This window comes from Agromyces arachidis (assembly GCF_052805135.1).
Genome location: NZ_JBRBDK010000002.1, coordinates 59,395 through 77,689, shown reverse-complemented (window position 1 = coordinate 77,689; position 18,295 = coordinate 59,395). Strand labels below are relative to the sequence as shown.

Annotated in this window: 16 protein-coding genes; 5 read left to right on the top strand and 11 right to left on the bottom strand. The window is 71.9% G+C overall.

The window, feature by feature from the left end; all coding sequences use genetic code 11:
* The first annotated feature begins 80 nt into the window (after positions 1 to 80).
* From ACUY4T_RS03320 to ACUY4T_RS03310, 3 genes are all read left to right on the top strand, one after another.
* Positions 81 to 986, top strand: coding sequence for an oxygenase MpaB family protein (locus tag ACUY4T_RS03320; RefSeq protein WP_446017483.1), 906 nt, complete (start codon positions 81 to 83; stop codon positions 984 to 986).
* A gap of 9 nt (positions 987 to 995) precedes the next feature.
* Positions 996 to 2,855, top strand: coding sequence for a Na+/H+ antiporter NhaA (gene nhaA / locus ACUY4T_RS03315; protein ID WP_446017482.1), 1,860 nt, complete (start codon positions 996 to 998; stop codon positions 2,853 to 2,855).
* Positions 2,856 to 3,051: 196 nt separating this feature from the next.
* Positions 3,052 to 4,572 (top strand): SulP family inorganic anion transporter, encoded by a 1,521-nt coding sequence (locus ACUY4T_RS03310; protein WP_446017481.1) that lies wholly within the window; start codon positions 3,052 to 3,054, stop codon positions 4,570 to 4,572.
* A 97-nt stretch (positions 4,573 to 4,669) separates the two neighbouring features.
* On the opposite strand, the gene ACUY4T_RS03305 is transcribed toward ACUY4T_RS03310, so the two are convergent.
* Positions 4,670 to 5,998: an MFS transporter gene (locus tag ACUY4T_RS03305; protein WP_446017480.1), complete on the bottom strand. Its 1,329-nt coding sequence runs from the start codon at positions 5,996 to 5,998 to the stop codon at positions 4,670 to 4,672.
* 324 nt (positions 5,999 to 6,322) lie between these two features.
* On the opposite strand from ACUY4T_RS03305, the gene ACUY4T_RS03300 reads away from it, so the two are divergent.
* Positions 6,323 to 8,821: an FAD-dependent oxidoreductase gene (locus tag ACUY4T_RS03300; protein WP_446017479.1), complete on the top strand. Its 2,499-nt coding sequence runs from the start codon at positions 6,323 to 6,325 to the stop codon at positions 8,819 to 8,821.
* A gap of 118 nt (positions 8,822 to 8,939) precedes the next feature.
* On the opposite strand, the gene ACUY4T_RS03295 is transcribed toward ACUY4T_RS03300, so the two are convergent.
* The 6 genes from ACUY4T_RS03295 to ACUY4T_RS03270 all read right to left on the bottom strand — a co-directional run bounded on the left by ACUY4T_RS03295 (position 8,940) and on the right by ACUY4T_RS03270 (position 15,308).
* Positions 8,940 to 9,428 (bottom strand): ASCH domain-containing protein, encoded by a 489-nt coding sequence (locus ACUY4T_RS03295; protein ID WP_446017478.1) that lies wholly within the window; start codon positions 9,426 to 9,428, stop codon positions 8,940 to 8,942.
* 80 nt (positions 9,429 to 9,508) lie between these two features.
* Positions 9,509 to 10,180 carry a hypothetical protein gene (locus ACUY4T_RS03290; RefSeq protein ID WP_446017477.1) on the bottom strand — a complete coding sequence of 224 codons (672 nt, stop codon included), beginning with the start codon at positions 10,178 to 10,180 and terminating at the stop codon, positions 9,509 to 9,511.
* A 313-nt stretch (positions 10,181 to 10,493) separates the two neighbouring features.
* Positions 10,494 to 11,780, bottom strand: coding sequence for a diaminobutyrate--2-oxoglutarate transaminase (gene ectB / locus ACUY4T_RS03285; RefSeq protein ID WP_446017476.1), 1,287 nt, complete (start codon positions 11,778 to 11,780; stop codon positions 10,494 to 10,496).
* A gap of 87 nt (positions 11,781 to 11,867) precedes the next feature.
* Positions 11,868 to 12,818 carry a hypothetical protein gene (locus tag ACUY4T_RS03280; RefSeq protein ID WP_446017475.1) on the bottom strand — a complete coding sequence of 317 codons (951 nt, stop codon included), beginning with the start codon at positions 12,816 to 12,818 and terminating at the stop codon, positions 11,868 to 11,870.
* Between the two features lie 85 nt (positions 12,819 to 12,903).
* A complete protein-coding gene (locus ACUY4T_RS03275; protein ID WP_446017474.1) occupies positions 12,904 to 13,932 on the bottom strand; it encodes a hemolysin family protein in 1,029 nt (342 codons plus the stop codon).
* Positions 13,929 to 15,308, bottom strand: a complete 1,380-nt coding sequence (locus ACUY4T_RS03270) for a hemolysin family protein (RefSeq protein WP_446017473.1) — start codon at positions 15,306 to 15,308, stop codon at positions 13,929 to 13,931. The genes ACUY4T_RS03275 and ACUY4T_RS03270 overlap by 4 nt, the downstream gene beginning before the upstream one ends.
* A gap of 186 nt (positions 15,309 to 15,494) precedes the next feature.
* On the opposite strand from ACUY4T_RS03270, the gene ACUY4T_RS03265 reads away from it, so the two are divergent.
* Entirely contained in the window at positions 15,495 to 15,971 is a 477-nt protein-coding gene (locus tag ACUY4T_RS03265) for a recombinase family protein (protein ID WP_446017472.1), read from the top strand.
* Positions 15,972 to 15,975: 4 nt separating this feature from the next.
* Here the strand turns inward: ACUY4T_RS03265 and ACUY4T_RS03260 are convergent, their stop codons facing one another.
* Genes ACUY4T_RS03260 through ACUY4T_RS03245 form a run of 4 tightly spaced genes read right to left on the bottom strand, consistent with a single transcriptional unit; the run spans position 15,976 to position 18,254 of the window.
* On the bottom strand, positions 15,976 to 16,740 hold the full coding sequence (locus tag ACUY4T_RS03260) for an ABC transporter permease (protein ID WP_446017471.1): 765 nt from the start codon (positions 16,738 to 16,740) through the stop codon (positions 15,976 to 15,978).
* Positions 16,737 to 17,519: an ABC transporter ATP-binding protein gene (locus ACUY4T_RS03255; RefSeq protein WP_446017470.1), complete on the bottom strand. Its 783-nt coding sequence runs from the start codon at positions 17,517 to 17,519 to the stop codon at positions 16,737 to 16,739. Before ACUY4T_RS03255 ends, ACUY4T_RS03260 begins: the two co-directional genes overlap by 4 nt.
* A complete protein-coding gene (locus ACUY4T_RS03250) occupies positions 17,516 to 17,884 on the bottom strand; it encodes a DUF1048 domain-containing protein (RefSeq protein ID WP_446017469.1) in 369 nt (122 codons plus the stop codon). Before ACUY4T_RS03250 ends, ACUY4T_RS03255 begins: the two co-directional genes overlap by 4 nt.
* 1 nt (position 17,885) lies before the next feature.
* Positions 17,886 to 18,254, bottom strand: a complete 369-nt coding sequence (locus tag ACUY4T_RS03245; RefSeq protein ID WP_446017468.1) for a PadR family transcriptional regulator — start codon at positions 18,252 to 18,254, stop codon at positions 17,886 to 17,888.
* Positions 18,255 to 18,295: the final 41 nt, after the last annotated feature.

The following is an 18,295-nucleotide window of genomic DNA, read 5'->3' as shown; positions in this document are numbered from 1 at the left end:
CGAAGGTCCGCCGCGGTTCGCAGCCGCTTCGCAGCACATCCGCAGCCCCGGCCGTCGGCACGGGGCCTAACGTCGAGGGCATGGGCGCACGACCGGCATCACGCGAGGCGGACGCCCGGCGCCCCGTGCGGCGCCGCGGCGCCGAGCCGCCGGCATGGGCGAGGGCGCTCGCCGAGGGCGACGACGCGGGCTGGTTCGGGCCGGGCAGTGCGGTGTGGGCGGTGCACGGCGCGCTGCCGACCCTCGTCGCGGGCATCCGCGCGCTGCTCCTGCAGACCCTGCACCCCGGGGCGATGGCCGGCGTGCACGACCACTCCCGCTACCGCGAGGATCCGCTCGGCCGCCTCGACGGCACCATCCGCTGGGTCGCCACGACGAGCTTCGGCGACCGGCGGGCGGCGACCGAGGCGTGCGCGTTCGTCACCCGGCTCCACGGTCGCGTGACCGGCACGTACGTCGACGCGGAGGGCGTCGAACGCCCGTACTCGGCGAACGATGCGGAGCTGCTGCGCTGGGTGCACGACGCGTTCACCGAGGCGTTCATCGGGGCGCACGAGACCTGGGGCGGCCCGATCCCCGGCGGATCCGACGCGTACGTCCGCGAGTGGGCGCAGGCGGGCCGGCTGATGGGCGTCGTCGACCCGCCCGAGTCGGTCGCGGAGCTGCGCGACGAGATGACGGCGTTCCTGGCCGCGGCGAAGCCCGACGAGCGCGTCGCGGAGGCGGTGCGGTTCATCCGGCGTCCGGGGCTGCCGGGGCTCACCGGCCGCCTCTACCCGATCCTGTTCGGCGGCGCGGTGGCCTCGCTCGACCCGCGCACCCGTGCCCTGCTCGGGCTCCGCCGACCGCGGTGGCCGGCGGTGACGCTGACGCGCGCGCTGCTCTGGTCGGCGACGAGGGTGCTGGGGCGGATGTCGCCGAGCGAGCGCAACGCGCGGGCGCGCATCGCGCGGCTCGAGGCTGCGGCCGACGTGCCACGCCCCTAGCATGAGCACATGAGCGCCCCCACGCCCGCTCCGCCGACCTCGACGGAAGGCGGACGGCGGCGCCCGAAGCTGCACCTCGGCACGAGCGATCGCGGGGCCGCGGCACTGCTGCTCTTCGCGACCGTCCTCGCCATCGCCTGGGCGAACTCGCCCTGGGGCGAGACGTACGAGGCCTTCTGGGGCATGCCGCTCGAACTCGGCATCGGCGACATGGTCCTCAGCACCGACCTGCACCACTTCGTCAACGACGCGCTGATGACGCTCTTCTTCTTCGTCGTGGGGCTCGAGGTCAAGCGCGAGTTCACGCTCGGCGAGCTCACCGACCGCGCCCGCGCCGTCGTGCCCGTCGTCGGCGCCGTCGCCGGGCTGATCCTGCCCGCGCTGATCTTCCTCGCGATCGCCTGGCCCACCGGGCAGGCCCACGCGTGGGGGATCGTGATCTCGATGGACACGGCCTTCCTGCTCGGGGCGCTGGCGATCATCGGCCCGAAGTTCCCCGCGCGACTGCGGACCTTCCTGCTCACCCTCGCGGTGGTCGACGACATCGGCGCGCTGCTGGTCATCGCCGTGTTCTACAACTCCGGCTTCGATCCCGCACCGCTCGCGCTCGCCGCGGTGCTCATGATCGGGCTGGCGCTCGTGCGGTTCCTCCCGGCCGGCCGCGGGTTGGCCTACGCGGGTCTCGGCACCGCCCTCTGGTTCGCCGTGCTCGCCGCCGGCATCCACCCGACCCTCGCGGGCGTGGCGGTCGCGCTGCTCATCCCGGTCGTGCCGCCCGCCCGCTCCGACGTCGAACGCACGGCCGAGCTGTCGCAGGCCTTCCGCGAGTCGCCGAATGCCGACTACGCGGCGGCGGTCAACCGCAGCCTGCGCGAGTCGATCTCGATCAACGACCGGTTGCAGGCGGCGTGGGGACCGTACATCTCCTTCCTGGTGCTCCCGGTGTTCGCGCTCGCCAATGCGGGCGTGCACCTCGACGCGGAGACGATCAGCACCGCGTTCATGTCGCCGTTGGTCTGGGGCATCGTCGCCGGCCTCGTCGTCGGCAAGTTCGTCGGCATCACGGGCGCCGTCGCGGTCGTGACCGCAACGGGTCTCGGGCGCCTGGCGCCCGGCCTCCGGATGCCGCGGATCGCCGGCGGCGCCGCACTGTCGGGCATCGGCTTCACGATCTCGCTGTTCATCGTGTCGCTCGCCTTCGACGACCCCGAGCAGCAGGACCTCGGGCGGGTCGGCGTGCTCGCCGCATCCGTCATCGCCTTCGGCCTCGGCTGGGCGGTGTTCGCGATCGGCGACCGGCTGTGGCCGCCGAAGCCCGTCGGGAAGGTGCTCGTGCGCCCGTTCGACCCGGAGCGCGACCACTACCGCGGGCGTCCCGACGCGCCGTTCCAGATCGTCGAGTACGGCGATTTCGAGTGCCCGTTCTGCAGCCGCGCGACGGGCTCGATCGACGCGGTGCTCGAGCACTTCGGCGACGACGTCTGCTGGGTCTGGCGGCACCTGCCGCTCGAGGCGGTGCACGCGCACGCGAAGGAGGCCGCCCAAGCCTACGAGGCGGCCGCGCTGCAGGGCCGGCACCTCGAGATGGCGAAGCTCCTGTTCGCCCATCAGGACACGCTCGACACCGAGCACTTCTGCCGGTTCGCCGACGAGCTCGACCTCGACGTCGAGCGATTCCTCGACGACCTCCGCTCGCCGCGGGTCGTCAACCGGGTCGAGGACGACCAGATCGATGCCGAGATCATGGACCTGCACTCCACACCCACCTTCTTCGTCGGCGGCATCCGCCACGTCGGCCCGTGGGACTCGAGGTCGCTCATCGCCGCGCTCGAGCGGTCCGTCGAGCGCAGCCCGGACGCCGCCCCCTAGCCCGGCCCACACTCGAAGCCTCGCGGCGATCGGCTCGCATCGCCGACGCGTGCGATTGGGCGAATGCGTCGCCTGCCGGTAGAGTCGCGGGTCGCGCGGGCGACCGCGCCTCCGGCCCGCGCGGCCGGCCGCGCAACGGGGCGCTTCCCGCGACGTCCCGGCTCCGAGCGAGCCGCCCATCCGACAGGAGACCGCCTTGGCCATCCTCCAGCGCGCCGACGCGCCTTCGCGCTACCGACCCCAGCCGTCGGTGCTGACCGCCCTGCGAACCCCGCGCCTGCTCACCCGCGAGGTGCTCGCGGGCCTCGTGGTCGCGCTCGCGCTCATCCCCGAGGCCATCTCGTTCTCGATCCTGGCGGGCGTCGACCCCCGGCTCGGACTGTTCTCGTCGTTCGTGATGGCGGTCTCGATCGCGTTCCTCGGCGGCCGGCCGGCCATGATCACGGCGGCCACCGGCGCGGTCGCGCTGGTCATCGCCCCCGTCGCGCGCGATCACGGCCTCGACTACTTCATCGCCACCGTCATCCTGGCCGGGATCTTCCAGCTCGCCATGGGCGTGCTCGGCGTCGCCCGGCTCATGCGGTTCATCCCGCGCAGCGTGATGATCGGCTTCGTCAACGCGCTCGCCATCCTCATCTTCTCGGCGCAGATCCCGCACCTGCTCGGCGTGCCCTGGATGGTCTACCCGCTGGTGGCGGCCGGCATCGTGATCATGGTCGTGATGCCCCGGTTCACGAAGGCCGTGCCGGCGCCCCTCGTGGCGATCGTGCTCCTCACCGTGGTGGTGGTCGGCTCGGGCATCGCGGTGCCGACCGTCGGCGACCAGGGCGAGTTGCCCGAGAGCCTGCCCGAGCTCTTCGTCCCGGACGTCCCGCTCACGTGGGACACGTTCGCGATCATCGCGCCGTACGCGCTCGCGATGGCGCTCGTCGGCCTGCTCGAGTCGCTCATGACCGCGAAGCTCGTCGACGAGATCACCGACACCCATTCCCGCAAGACGCGGGAGGCGCTCGGCCAGGGCGCGGCGAACGTGCTCTCCGGCCTGTTCGGCGGCATGGGCGGTTGCGCGATGATCGGCCAGACCATGATCAACGTCAAGGCCTCGGGCGCTCGCACCCGCATCTCGACGTTCCTCGCGGGCGCGTTCCTGCTGGTGCTGATCCTGCTGCTCGGCGACGTCGTCGCCATCATCCCCATGGCCGCCCTGGTCGCGGTGATGATCATGGTCTCGGTCGCCACGTTCGACTGGCACGCGGTGCGGTGGTCGACCCTGAAGCGGATGCCGAAGTCGGAGACCGCCGTCATGGTCGCCACCGTCGCGGTCGTCGTCGCCACGCACAACCTCGCCGTGGGCGTCATCGTCGGCGTCGTGGTCGCGATGATCCTGTTCGCGCGGCGGGTGGCCCACTTCGCCACCGTCGAGCGGCGCATCGCCCTCGACGAGCCCGTGCCGACCGCCTACTACACGGTCGTCGGCGAGCTCTTCTTCGCGTCGTCGAACGACCTGACCACCCAGTTCGAGTACGCCGACGACCCCGACCGCATCGTGATCGACATGTCGGGCTCCCACGTCTGGGACGCCTCGACGGTCGCGGCGCTCGACACCATCACCGCGAAGTACGAGCAGCGCGGCAAGCGGGCGGTCATCGAGGGCATGAACGAGGAGAGCACGCTGCTGCACGGCCGGCTGGCCGGCAACCTCGGCGCCGGGCACTGACGGCCGGCGCCCGCCGAACGCACGAGACGGGGGCGGATGCCACGCGACATCCGCCCCCGTCGTTCCGCGCGGAACCCCGCCGCGCGCCGCACCGTCGCTAGACGTGCAGGTCGGTTCCCTTCGTCTCCTTGACGAAGGAGACGGCGGCCAGCGAGATCACCGAGGCGATCGCGATGTAGAGGCCGATCGTCCACGACATCCCGGTCGCGGTGAGCAGCGCCTCGGCGATCATCGGGGCGAAGGCGCCGCCGAGGATCGCACCGAGCGCGTAGCCGATCGAGACGCCCGAGTAGCGCACGTTGGCCGGGAACATCTCGGCGTAGAGCGCCGCCTGCGGCCCGTAGGACAGGCCGAGGCCGAAGGTCATCACGAACAGCGCCGCGAAGTACCAGACGATGTCGCCGGTGTCGATGAGGAACCACATCGGCACGGCCCAGAGGGCGAGGAACGCGTAGCCGAGCTGGAAGGTGCGGATGCGGCCGATGCGGTCGGAGAGGCGGCCGCCGAACATCGTGAAGACCAGCCAGCCGAACGAGGCCAGGACGGTCGCCATGAGCACGGACGGGCGGTCCATGCCGAGGACGTTGACGGCGTAGGTCGCGAAGAACGCGATCAGCAGGTAGCCGGCGGCGTTGTTCGCGATGAAGATCAGCGCGGTGAGGATGACGTTCTTCGTGTTGGTGCGGAAGAGCTGGCCGAGCGGCGCCGACGACTCCTGCTTGCGGCGCTGGAGGTCCTGGAAGACCGGGCTCTCCTCGACCGCGCGACGGATCACGTAGCCGACGACGATCAGCACGATCGACAGGATGAACGGGATGCGCCAGCCCCACGCGACGAACGCCTCCTGCGACATCGACGAGGTGATGACCCAGAGCGTGAAGGTCGCGAGGATCATGCCGACGGGCACGCCGATCTGCGGGAAGGCGCCGAAGAAGCCGCGCTTCTGGTTCGGCGCGTGCTCGACGGCCATGAGGGCGGCGCCGCCCCACTCGCCGCCGGCCGAGAAGCCCTGCAGGATGCGGAGCAGGATCAGCAGGATCGGCGCCGCGATGCCGATGGCCGCGTAGGTCGGCAGGAAGCCGATGAGCGACGTCGAGACGCCCATCATCACGAGCGTGAAGACCAGCATCCGCTTGCGGCCGAGCTTGTCGCCGAGGTAACCGGCGACGACCGCGCCGAGCGGCCGGAAGAGGAACGAGATGCCGATCGTCGCGAAGGCGAGGATCTGGGCCAGTGCCGGGTTGGACTCGGCGACCGGCGCGAGGAAGAGCGGTGCGAGCACCAGGCCGGCGGCCTGGGCGTAGATGAAGAAGTCGTACCACTCGATGGAGGTGCCGACCAGGGTGCCGGCGAGGACCTTGCGCTCCTCCTTCGACATGCGGCCGGTGCGCTCGGCTTCCTCGTGGATCTGTGACGTCGTCGTCATGCGAACTCCGTTGTTCTGTGCAGGTTCGGGTGTTTCGGGTACCCGGCGCCGCGTGGGGTGGATGCGACGCCGTCGGTGCAGGCCGAGTGCCGGTCGCTTTTGCTGACCGATCGTTCGGTATGGAAATCAGACCATAGCGCACGATCGGCTCCGAGGGGAAGCCGTCCTGCGACGAGCGGTCGTGCATGCGCGACGAACGGCGTGATCGGATGCCGCGCCCGGCGCCATGGGACCCATGGCCCATGGCGCGGATGGGCCGGGCCGTAGCCTCGGGGCGGGTCGACGCCGGCACGTGGCCGCGCGCCCGCTGGGAGAGGAGCACGCATGAGGATCGTCGTGGTCGGCGGAGTGGCGGGAGGCGCGTCGGTCGCGGCGCGGGCGCGGCGCCTCGACGAGTCGGCCGAGATCATCGTCCTCGAGCGGGGTGACTACGTCTCGTTCGCGAACTGCGGCCTGCCGTACCACATCGGCGAGGTCATCGCCGATCGCAGCCGGCTCCTGCTGCAGACGCCGGAGAGCCTCCGCGAGTCGCTCGACATCGACGTGCGCGTGGGATCCGAGGTGCTCTCGATCGACCGCTCCGCGAAGACCGTCACCGTGCGCGAGGTCGCCACCGGACGCCAGTACGCCGAGCGGTACGACCGCCTCGCCCTCTGCCCGGGCGCCGACCCGCTGCGCCCGCCGCTCCCGGGTGCGGACCTGCCCGGCGTGCACGTGCTCCGCAACATCCACGACATGGACGAGATCAAGGCCCGGCTCGACGCGGCGCTCGACGAGGCGGCATCCGCTCGGGGCCGGACCGTGCACGCCGTGGTCATCGGCGCCGGGTACATCGGGGTCGAGATGGCCGAGAACCTCCGGCACCGCGGCGCGGCCGTCACCATCGTCGAGCTGTCCGACCAGATCCTCCCGCCGCTCGACCGGGAGGTGTCGATCCCCGTGGAGCAGCACCTGCGCAGCCGCGGGGTCGACCTGAACCTGTCGACGGCCGCGGCGGCGTTCGCCGAGCGTCCCGGCGGCGGCATCACCGTGGAGCTGCAGAACAACCGGTTCCTCGAAGCCGACCTCGTGATCCTCTCCGCGGGCGTGCGTCCCGCCGCGGGCCTCGCGCGCGACGCCGGCCTCGAGATCGGGCCCCGCGGAGGCATCGTCGTCGACACGCACATGCGCACGTCGGACCCCGACATCTGGGCCGCGGGCGATGCCGTCGAGACCCCGCACACCGTGCTCCCGGGCACCTGGCTGACCCCGCTCGCGAGCCCGGCGAACCGCGAGGCCCGGGTCGCGGCCGAGAACATCTGCGGGCGCGACACCGAGTACCTCTCGTCGCAGGGCACCTCGATCGTGAAGGTGTTCGACATGGTCGCCGGGGGCACCGGGGCGACCGAGCGGCAGCTCGACGCCGCGGGCATCGAGCACCGCACCGTGCACATCCACCCGTCGGGTCATGCGGGCTACTACCCGGGCTCCGCGATGATGCACCTGAAGCTCCTGTTCGCCCCCGACGACGGCAAGGTGCTCGGCGCGCAGGTCGCCGGCTTCGACGGGGTCGACAAGCGGCTGGACGTCCTGGCGACCGTCATCCGCCTGGGCGGCACGGTCCACGACCTCGAGCGGCTGGAACTGGCGTACGCGCCGCCGTTCGGCTCGGCGAAGGACCCGGTCAACATGGCGGGGTTCGTCGCGGGCAACGTCCTGAAGGGCGATCTCGTCCTCTGGTACGCCAAGGACTACCCGGCGGCCGTGGAGGGCGCTCGGCTCATCGACGTGCGGACGCCCGAGGAGTTCGGCATCTGGCACATCCCCGGCGCCGAGAACGTGCCCCTCGCCTCGCTGCGCGCGGCCTGCGAGGACTGGGACCGCTCGCAGCCGGTGCGGCTCTACTGCGCGGTGGGCTTCCGCAGCTACCTCGCCCACCGCATCCTCGTGCAGCGCGGCTTCGACGACGTCGCCACGCTGTCGGGCGGATCGAACACATTCCGCTACTGGCATGAGGTCGAGCCCGCCTCGTCGGCGCCGCCGGCACCCGAGACGCCGTACGCCGAAGCGGTCGACCTGATCGCCGCGGCGCGCGGCACGGGGACCTCCGTCGACCTCGACTGCACGGGCCTGGCCTGCCCCGGCCCGATCATGCGGCTCTCGAGCACCATGGGAGACCTGGCCGACGGCGACGAGGTCGTCGTGCACGTCTCCGATCCGGGATTCGCGAGCGACGGTCCCGCCTGGGCGGCGAGCCACGGGCACGCGCTGCTCTCGATCGAGCCCGAGGGGCCGGGCTACGTCGCCGCGTTCCGCAAGGGCGGGGCGGCGGCCTCCGCGGCGGCCGCACCCGGAGGAGCGCTCGCGACCAAGCCGAACCAGACCTCGTTCGTCGTGTTCTCCGGCGACCTCGACAAGGTCCTCGCCGCGTTCATCATCGCCAACGGCGCGTTGGCCATGGGCCAGCAGGTGTCGATGTTCTTCACGTTCTGGGGCCTGAACGCGCTGCGCCGGAGCGATCCGCCCAAGCGCGACCACACCGCCCTCGAGCGGATGTTCGGCGCGATGATGCCGTCGGGACCCGACCACCTGCCGCTGTCGCAGATGAACATGGCCGGCGCAGGCCCGGCGATGATCAAGCACGTCATGAAGGGCCACGACGTGCAGTCGGTGCCGGAGCTCATCGCCGCCGCGCACCGCAACGGCGCCCGGCTCATCGCGTGCACGATGACGATGGACCTCCTCGGGATCGCGGAATCGGATCTCATCGACGGCATCGAGCTCGGCGGCGTCGCGACCTTCCTCGGGGAGGCGGACCGGTCGGGCACGACGCTGTTCATCTGAACCGGCGCCGCGCCGGCGTCACCGCAGGTCGAGCCGCATGACCGCCGCGACGTCGTCGAAGACGGAGGCCGGGCGCGCGTCGATGCTCATGCCGGCATGCTCGCACGGACCCCCGACGTCAGTCGTCGGCCGTCCAGGCGACCTCGAAGCGCTCGAGCATGAGCTCGCTCTCCTCGGTCCACACGATCCCGAGGGCCGGGGTGACCCGCTGCCAGTATCGCCGGTGATTCTCGCGCCACGACTCGAGCGTGCGGTCGTCCTCGCCCTCGTCGTACGCGAACCGCTCGTCGACGTCGTCGAAGGTCGCGAGCCGCAGTTCGGTGCTGCGCAGGATGGCGCGCGGCCGTCCCGTCGAGTCGCACGCGATCCAGTGGCTGCCGATGCGGGGGAGCGGCTGTCCCTCGGCGGAGAACTCGGCGACGAGCGACGCGGTCGCGCGCTTCGTCCCGTCGAGCACGAGTCCGAGCAGCTCATCGGTGAGCGCCGGATGGTCGCCGAAGACCTCCACCGATGGCGTCTCGGCGTCGGTCGCGCGGTCCGGGTGGGCGGTGCGGTAGGCGTCCCAGAGCGCCGCGGCGGCGTCATGGTCGACGGGCGCGTTCTCCATGCGGTCCAGTGTGGCAGCGACGGATGCCGCCGAGGCGCAGGCCGCGGCGGCATCCGTCGTCGATCGAGCGGGCCGGAAGGTCAGTTCGCGATTCCACCGCACAGCACGGGCACGGTCGCCTCGAGCGGGATCGACGCCCCGAGCGACGACGACCGGCTCGCGAACGGGTCCTCGGGGTTGAACGCGTACATGCCGTTGCGGTCGAAGTCGATGCCGTGCACGACCACCTGCACCGTGCCGGCGTCGGCGTACCCGGCCATGTCGGCGAACGTGCGCTCGTAGTACAGATAGCCGCTCGCGTCGGCGACCGCGAACCGGTCGAGGGCGAGCGCGCTTGCGGGCGACACGTCGCCCGTCGAGGTGAGCGACGTGAGGATGCCGCCGTAGAACGGCGCGCCGTCGAGCACCGAGACGACGCCGTCGTCGCCGGCCTGCGCCGGGCCCGGGCAGCCGAGGTCGGTGGCCGCACCCGGAACGCCGTGCAGGTGCATGGCGTGCGGGAGGTTCGGCGACAGGCCCCACGCCTCGACGATGACCTGGAGCTTGCCGTTCGGCAGCGCCTTCACGCGAGTCGTGCCGTTCGCGCGGCTCTCCGGCACGTCGGACGGCTGCACCGCGTCCAGCGCGTACTGGTAGCTGGCGACCTTCTCCGACGGATTGGCGTCGTGCCCGGCGTAGGCGGCGCTCGCGCCACCGGCGACCAGGGCGAGGCTCACCAGTGCGGCGGCCGCGGTTCGTGTTGCGATCTTCATCGAGTACTCCCTCGTCCGGCGGGCGTCGGTCGCGCCCGCGACCGCGCCGGAATGGCGGTCATGAGGGATACGGAACGCTCGGCCGATCGGATGGGATCCGATGACGCCGGGAGCCGACGCGGTGTGGCGCGCCGTCACCGAGCCCGAGCACATCTCGAAGTGGTCCGGGCGCACCGTGCTCGACGGCGTCGGACCCGGCGCGCAGGGGGCCATGGGCTTCGCGGGCTACGGCGAGGTGCCCATCCGCGTCGAGGCGATGGACGCCCGTCGGAGCGTGACGTACCGCTGGAACGACGACGACGCCCTCGGCCACCTACCCGGCGAGCACCGCCGCGAGGCTCTCGCGCACGATGGCGAGGCCGCGACGCAGCTCGTCCTCCGTGATGGTGAGCGCCGGGAGGAACTTCAGCACCTCGTCGTGGGCGCCGGAGGTCTCGATGACCAGGCCGCGCTCGAACGCCGCCTTCGACACGCGTCCGGCGAGGGCGCGGTCGGCGTCGCAGGCGATGCCCATCATGAGCCCGCGTCCGCGCACGACGAAGCCGAGCTCCGGGTACTCGTCGGCGATCCGCTTGAGCTCGCCGCGCAGCAGGTCGCCCTTGGCGGTGACGGCGTCGGCGAAGGCGGCATCCGCCCAGAAGGTCTCGAGCGCGACCCGCGCCGAGACGAACGCGAGGTTGTTGCCGCGGAAGGTGCCGGTGTGCTGGCCCGGCTTCCAGACGTCGACGCCCGGCCGGAGCAGGACCAGCGACATCGGCAGGCCCGAGCCCGAGATCGACTTCGACAGGGTCACGATGTCGGGCACGATCCCCGCGTGCTCGAACGCGAAGAACCGCCCGGTGCGGCCGACGCCGGCCTGGATCTCGTCGAGGACCAGCAGGATGCCGCGCGCCTCGGTGATCGCGCGCAGCCGCTGCAGCCACTCGACGCGGGCGACGTTGATGCCGCCCTCGCCCTGCACCGCCTCGACGATCACCGCCGCGGGCAGATCGAGGCCCGAGCCCGGGTCGTCGAGCTGCTTCTCGAGCAGGTCGAGCGTGTCGACGTCGGCGCCGAGGTAGCCGTCGTACGGCATGCGCGTCACGTCGTCGAGGCCGACGCCCGCCGCCGAGCGGTAGTGGCTGTTGCCCGTCGCCGCCAGCGCGCCCATGCTGAGGCCGTGGAACGCGTTCGTGAAGGCGACGACGTTCGAACGGCCGGTGGCCTGCCGCGCGACCTTCAGCGCCGCCTCGACGGCGTTGGCGCCCGTCGGACCGGTGAACTGCAGCTTGTGGTCGAGGCCGCGGGGCTCGAGGACGAGCCGCTCGAACGCCTCGATGAACGCCCGCTTCGCCGAGGTCGCCATGTCGAGGCCGTGGATGATGCCGTCGCGCTCGAGGTACTCGATGAGCGCCCGGGTGAAGGCCGGGTTGTTGTGCCCGTAGTTCAGCACGCCCGCGCCCGCGAAGAAGTCGAGGTACTCGCGGCCGTCGGCGTCGACGAGCGTCGAGCCGGTCGCGCGGTCGAACACGGTCGGGAACGCGCGCACGTAGCCGCGGACGTCGGACTCGCGGCGGTCGAAGACGTCGAGCGCGGTGGCGCTGGTGATGGCACTGCTCATGGCAGGCGGTCTCCTCTCGGAAGGGGGCGGTGAGACGACCCTACGGCCTCCACCCGGGAGTCGCGTGCACGCGCGGAACCGGGCCCGTCAGGTGAGCACCGTCTCGAGCCCTCGCGCGCGGAGCGCCGCGACGTAGCGGCGGGCCTGTGCGCCATCCGCCGGCCCGTAGATGCGCATGGCGTACCGGAACACCTGCCCGGGCGCGGTCCGCAGCACGTTGCCGCGGGCGACGCAGCCGTCGTCGCCGAAGTAGACGCTCACGGTGCGGTCGCCGTTGCGGGTCATCTCGGCTCCGGCGATCGCGGCGGGCTCGACGTCGATGCGCCCCCGCTCGTCGTACCTGGCCACCGAGAAGAAGCCGTGCCGGTCGGGGTCGACGGGCGGGACGTCGAACGTCCAGATGTCGCATCCGCTGCTCGTCGCCACGCCCTCGACGTACAGCCCGTGCTCGGGCGGCAGCTGCCCCCAGCCGACGCGGGTGCCGAGGAGGTGCTGCACGGCGTCGGTCCGGCCGCGTGCGCCGTACGCGCGGTCGAGCTCGACGCCGGCCGCGCGACGCTCGAGCTGGGCGCCCACGGCGAGGCGCGTGCGATCGTCGTAGCGCGGCGGCCGGTAGGAGTGCGCGGACGCCGCCTCGATCCGCCGCGCATTCTGGAGCTCGTGCGTGCGGGCGATGGGTTCGACGATCGCGGTGCGACCGAGCACGAACACGTGCGTGCCCCACGACAGGTCGGCGGGGGTGAGCGTCACCGACTCGCCCGGATACACGACGGCGACCGTCTGGTGCTGCTCGTCGATGAGCTGGTCGGACTGGTACTCGTCGGAGGCGGCCACCGAGAACGTCGCGCCGTCGGTCACGTCGACGACCGCGTACGAGAACAGCACGTCGAGGTTCGGGCGCACGGCCGACGAGTGCTCGCCCGTCGGCGGGAGGCGCTCGTGGTGGTACTCGTTCAGCGCCGCCCGGCGCAGGTGCGCGCTGAAGCGGTGCGCGGTCTCCGCACGGACGTAGTTCCTCCGCGTGACCCTCTTCGGCATCGGCGTCCCCCTCGGTCGCGGCCGCGTCGACGACCGGCTCCAGTCTCGCAAGGTCGCGGTCCGGCCGATACCCCCTGGCGTCCGCTCAGTCGCGCGCGGTCGCCGCGGCGGGAGCCTCGGGGAGCACGCGGCCGACGACGTCGGTGAGCGTCACGATCCCGAGCAGGCGGTCGTCGCGTTCGACGACGGCCAGCTGCACCCGCTCCTCGCGCATCCGCCGGAGCAGTTCGTACACGGGGGTCGTGGCGGACACCAGGAAGGCCGGCCGTGCGAACGCCTCGGCTCGCGCGTCATCGGGCTCGGTGAGCGTGTCTCGGACGTGGACCACGCGCGTCATCCGGCCGTCGGCGTCGCGCACGAGGATTCGGAGGTGGCCCGATGCGAGCGCCGCGTCGCGCACGTCGGCGACCGTGGCCTCCGAACCGACCGAGGTCGGGTCGTCGTTCGGCGTGGTGATCTCGTCGACCGTGAGGTCCTGGAGCTCGATCACCTCGGTGAGCTGGGAGCGCAGCTCCGGCTCGAGCACCCCGACCTGGCCCGAGTACTCGACGAGGTTGCGGATGGTCTCCGCGTCGCGACCGCCCACGGCGGCGCGGTCCACCGGCGGGACCCCGGTCGCGGCGACCAGCCGGTTCGCGATCCGGTTCACCCAGCCGAGGAACGGCCGGAACACCCACACGAACGCCCGCGACGGGAGCCCGATGAGCTTCGCCGCGGTCTCGGGGTGGGCGATCGCCCACGACTTCGGCGCCATCTCGCCGATCACGAGGTGCAGGAAGGTCACGAACAGCAGCGAGAGCGCGAAGGCCGCGCCGCCAGCGAGCCACTCCGGCAGGCCCCACGACGAGAGCACGGGCCCGAGCCATCCGTCGACCGCGGGCTTGGTGACCGCGCCGAGCGCGAACGTGCACGCGGTGATGCCGAGCTGCGCCCCCGCGAGCATGATCGTGAGCTCGTTCATCCCCCGCAGGGCGGCGCGCGCCGCGCGGCTGTCGGCGGCGTCCTGCTCGAGGCGATGGCGGCGCGCGCCGATGAGCGCGAACTCGATGACGACGAAGAACGCGCTGAGCGCGATGAGCCCGGCGGTGATCGCAGTGACGGCCCAGGCGTTCATCGCTCCGCCTCCTCGTCGGCCGCGTCCCGCTGCTCGGGTTCGGTGATCTCGACCCTGACGACGGATGGCACGTGCAGGTCGACCTCGCTCACCTCGACGCGCAGGCGGCGCGTCTCGGGCTCGTCGTCGGCGAGATCGGCGCCGGTGGCGGGCAGGTCGACCTCGACCACCTCGCCGAGTTCGGGCAGGCTTCCTCCGACCGCGATGAGCAGCCCCGCGATGGTCTCGTAGTCGCCGCGCGGGAGCGGTCGCCCGATGATCCGCTCGACCTCGTCGAGGTGCATGTCGCCGTCCATGACCCAGGCGCCTCGTTCGTCGAGGACCGCCCCCACGCCGATGGGGGTGTCGTGCTCGTCGCTGATCTCGCCGACGAGCTCCTCGGCCAGGTCCTCGATCGTCACGACTCCGGCGAACCCGCCGTACTCGTCGATGACGCATGCGAGCTCGTTGCGGGTCCGGGTGAGCTGCTCGAGTGCGTCCGGGAGCGGCATGAGGGTCGGGACGACCAGGGGCGGGCGCATGATCGCCGACGCCGGTCGCGGGTCGCGGGGATCCGCGGCGAGCACGTCGGCGAGGTGCACGACGCCGATCGGCTCGTCGCGCTCGCCGAGGACGGGATACCGGGTGTGGCCGGCCGCCATCATCGCGCGGAGCTCGGACACCGCGGTCGCGGGGTCGACCACGTCGACTCGGACGCGCGGCACCATCGCGTGCTCGACGTCCTGGTCGGGGAAGTCGAGGATGCGGTCGAGCAGGATCGACAGCTCTTCCGGCAGGTCGCCGCTCGCACGGGAGTCGCCGATGATGTGCTCGAGGTCCTCGGCCGTGGCACTGCTGTCGACGTCGTGCACCGGTTCGACGCGGAGCAGTCGCAGCACGGCGTTGCTGGCGTGGTCGAAGAGCGCGATGAGCCAGCCGAAGACGCCCAGGTAGACCTGCGTCGATCTCGCCAGCGCGCGGGCGAGGGGTTCGGGGTTGGCGATGGCCAGGTTCTTCGGGAACAGCTCGCCGAAGATCATCTGCACGACCGTCGCGAGCACCAGCGCCACGACCGTGCCGATCGCGATCCCGGCCGCGGTCGAGACGCCGACCCCGCCGAGCAGGATCCCCAGCGATTCGCCGATGAACGGCTCGGCCACGTACCCCACGAGCAGGCCGGTCACGGTGATGCCGAGCTGCGCGCCCGAGAGCATGAACGAGGTGCGCTTCGTGACGGCGAGGGCGCGCGCCGCGGCGGCGTCGCCGGACTCGGCGCGGCTGCGCAGCCGCGCGCGGTCGACGGACATGTACGCGAACTCCTGGGCCACGAAGTAGCCGTTCGCGGCGATGATGGCCGCGGTGAGCACGAGACCGAGCAGGAGCAGCGCTGCGATCATCGGGTCACCGTAGCGGAACCATCGGTGGTGGTGGGGGGCACGGGGTGCTCGACGCCTCCATCAATCGGTCGGATGGCGAGAGCCTACCGGGCACGACTCGGAAACCCCCGAGAGCGGACCTGCCCGGCGTGATCCTGCGACCGAGCCGGTCGGCGACAATGGAGGGGCGACACGAAGGGGCCCGCGATGCACGACGACACGACTCGACCGACGACGGATGCCGCACCCGCGGCGACCCACGCCGGCGCGGTCGCCCATGGTCCGGGGCACCGCGCGATCGGCTGCCCGGAGTGCTTCGCCGAGTTGCAGCGCAACCACGACTGGTGGACGGCGCGGCCCGAGGGATCGCGCCTGGTCGGGCTCGTCGTGCCTCGTGACGACATGCCGCCGATCCTGGAGCAGCGCAACGACCTCACGCGCTTCGGCGTGCAGATCCTCGACTTCCGGTACCCCACCCCCGACGCCCCCGAGTCGTGGGAGCAGCGGCTCGCGCGCCTGTTCGAGACGCTCCGGGCGGGTGACGTGCTCGTCGTGGCGAACGAGCGGGCGCTCGGCCGCACGCCCGACGAGGTGACGCGCACCATCCGGGCGCTCGCCCGACACGACCTGGTCGTCAAGGTGCTCAGCCACGGGGCGCCGCACCTCGAGGACGCCCGGGCCTGACGTCTCAGCCCAGCCTGCGGCGGGAGATCGCGACGGCCGTGGCGAGGGCGATCGCGAGGATGCCGGCGAGCCACGCGAGCGCGACCCACAGGTCGTCGCCGATCGGCTCGCCGGCGAACAGGGCGCGGATCGTGTCGACGATCGCCGTGACCGGCTGGTGCTCGGCGAACCAGGCGACCGGGCCGGGCATGGACTCGGTGGGCACGAACGCCGAGCTGATGAACGGCAGGAAGATCAGCGGGTAGCTGAATGCGCTCGCTCCGTCGACGGTCTTCGCCGAGAGGCCGGCGATCACTGCGAGCCAAGTCAGGGCCAGCGTGAACAGGGTCAGGATGCCGGCGATCCCGAGCCAGTCGGCCACCGACGCCCCGGTGCGGAAGCCCATGACCAGCGCGACGCCGATCACGATCGCGACCGAGGCCAGGTTCGCGACCACCGAGGTGAGCACGTGCGCCCAGAGCACGGACGACCGCGCGATCGGCATGGAGCGGAACCGCTGGACGATCCCGCCCTGCAGGTCGAGGAACAGCCGGTACGCGGTGTACGCCACGCCCGACGCGATCGTGATCAGCAGGATGCCCGGAAGGAGGTAGTCGACGTAGGAGCCCTCGGCGCCCGCGTCGATCGCGCCGCCGAGCACGTAGACGAACAGCAGCATGAGCACGATCGGGGTGACCGCGGTGGTGAGGATCGTGTCGGGGCTGCGGAGCACGTGGGTCAGCGAGCGGCGGGTGAGCACGCCGGTGTCGGCCAGGGCGCGGGCAATCATGGTTCCGTCCTTCCGGTCGGCCCGCCGACGAGGGCGAGGAAGACCTCCTCGAGGGTGGGCTGCTGCTCGACGTACTCGACTTTCGCCGGCGGGAGCAGCCGCTGCAGCTCGGCGAGGGTGCCGTTCCGGAGGATCGCGCCCTCGTGGAGGATCGCGATCCGGTCGGCGAGCTGCTCGGCCTCGTCGAGGTACTGGGTGGTGAGGAGCACGGTGGTGCCGGATGCCGCGAGCGCCGTGATCGCCTGCCACACCTCGAGGCGGGCCTGCGGGTCGAGCCCGGTGGTGGGCTCGTCGAGGAAGACCACCGGCGGGTCGCCGATGAGGCTCATCGCGAGGTCGAGCCGCCGGCGCATGCCGCCCGAGTAGCCGGCGACGCGACGGCCCCCGGCGTCGGCGAGCGAGAACCGGTCGAGCAGGGCGTCGGCGACGGCGCCCGGGTCCGCCAGGTGGCGGAGCCGCGCGACCAGCACGAGGTTCTCGCGTCCGGTCAGGACCTCGTCGACCGCGGCGAACTGGCCGGTCAGGCTGATCGACTCGCGGACCTCACCGGGGGCGGAGGCCACGTCGAAGCCGTGGACCCGCGCGGTGCCCGCATCGGCGGTCGAGAGCGTCGCGAGGATGCGGATGAGGGTGGTCTTGCCCGCGCCGTTCGTGCCGAGGAGGGCGAAGACGGTGCCCGGTGCCACGTCGAAGTCGACGCCGCGCAGCACCTCGAGGCCGTCGAAGGACTTCCGGATGCCCCGGACGCGGATGGCGGCCTCGGCGACGGTGGCGGTCATGGTCGTTCCGTCCGCTCGGCGGCGTCGATGGCGTTGTTCAGGCGCGCCCGTTCCTTGTCGATCCATCGCGCGCCGGTGTACGCCTCCGCGAAGGCCTCGGCGAATTCGACGGGGTCGTCGCCGACGAGCTCGCGCAGCGGCGTGTCGTCGGCCGCGGCCCGCTCCCAGAGATCGGCGAAGTCGCCCATCATCGTCACGAGCGTGTCGCCGTCGACGATCCCGCCGGAGTACATCAGGTACCGGTGGAACGCCTGCGCCGCGCTGCCGTACGGCTCGGGGAGCGCGTCGAGCCGGGCCTTGGCCTGCCGGTACTGCTTCTTCTGCTCGAGCGACCCGGTGAGGGCCTCGATCCACTTGGCTGCCATGTCAGTCCTCTCCTTCGTGCTGCGCGTCGTCGTCACGCTTCGGCTCGGTGCGGTGGTGGAGCTCTGCGATGCGATCTGCGAGGAAGCCCCAGGTCGTCCAGAACTCGTCGAGGTACCCGCGTCCCTGCGCGTTGAGCGAGTACACCTTGCGGGGCGGGCCCTTCTCGGACGGGACCTTCTCCACGTCGACGTACCCGCGCTGCTCGATGCGGACCAGCAGCGCGTAGACGGTGCCCTCCGCGATGTCGCTGAAGCCCCGCTCGCGAAGGCGGGCGGTGATCTCGTAGCCGTAGGCCGGCTGCGACGCGAGCAGCGCGAGGACGATGCCCTCCAGCGTGCCCTTGAGCATCTCGGTCATCTGCTTCCCCATGCGGGCGTCCTCGCTACTCGGTGTGACTGGGTACTGCTACA

What these genes read in the sequence shown, in the direction of transcription:
- ACUY4T_RS03290 (WP_446017477.1), bottom strand. Translation starts at nt 10,180, where the DNA reads ATGAAGATCGCAACACGAACCGCGGCCGCCGCACTGGTGAGCCTCGCC.
- ACUY4T_RS03255 (WP_446017470.1), bottom strand. Translation starts at nt 17,519, where the DNA reads ATGACCGCCACCGTCGCCGAGGCCGCCATCCGCGTCCGGGGCATCCGG.
- ACUY4T_RS03305 (WP_446017480.1), bottom strand. Translation starts at nt 5,998, where the DNA reads ATGACGACGACGTCACAGATCCACGAGGAAGCCGAGCGCACCGGCCGC.
- ACUY4T_RS03270 (WP_446017473.1), bottom strand. Translation starts at nt 15,308, where the DNA reads ATGATCGCAGCGCTGCTCCTGCTCGGTCTCGTGCTCACCGCGGCCATC.
- ACUY4T_RS03245 (WP_446017468.1), bottom strand. Translation starts at nt 18,254, where the DNA reads ATGGGGAAGCAGATGACCGAGATGCTCAAGGGCACGCTGGAGGGCATC.
- ACUY4T_RS03280 (WP_446017475.1), bottom strand. Translation starts at nt 12,818, where the DNA reads ATGCCGAAGAGGGTCACGCGGAGGAACTACGTCCGTGCGGAGACCGCG.
- ACUY4T_RS03300 (WP_446017479.1), top strand. Translation starts at nt 6,323, where the DNA reads ATGAGGATCGTCGTGGTCGGCGGAGTGGCGGGAGGCGCGTCGGTCGCG.
- ACUY4T_RS03295 (WP_446017478.1), bottom strand. Translation starts at nt 9,428, where the DNA reads ATGGAGAACGCGCCCGTCGACCATGACGCCGCCGCGGCGCTCTGGGAC.
- ectB (WP_446017476.1), bottom strand. Translation starts at nt 11,780, where the DNA reads ATGAGCAGTGCCATCACCAGCGCCACCGCGCTCGACGTCTTCGACCGC.
- nhaA (WP_446017482.1), top strand. Translation starts at nt 996, where the DNA reads ATGAGCGCCCCCACGCCCGCTCCGCCGACCTCGACGGAAGGCGGACGG.
- ACUY4T_RS03275 (WP_446017474.1), bottom strand. Translation starts at nt 13,932, where the DNA reads ATGAACGCCTGGGCCGTCACTGCGATCACCGCCGGGCTCATCGCGCTC.
- ACUY4T_RS03320 (WP_446017483.1), top strand. Translation starts at nt 81, where the DNA reads ATGGGCGCACGACCGGCATCACGCGAGGCGGACGCCCGGCGCCCCGTG.
- ACUY4T_RS03265 (WP_446017472.1), top strand. Translation starts at nt 15,495, where the DNA reads ATGCACGACGACACGACTCGACCGACGACGGATGCCGCACCCGCGGCG.
- ACUY4T_RS03260 (WP_446017471.1), bottom strand. Translation starts at nt 16,740, where the DNA reads ATGATTGCCCGCGCCCTGGCCGACACCGGCGTGCTCACCCGCCGCTCG.
- ACUY4T_RS03250 (WP_446017469.1), bottom strand. Translation starts at nt 17,884, where the DNA reads ATGGCAGCCAAGTGGATCGAGGCCCTCACCGGGTCGCTCGAGCAGAAG.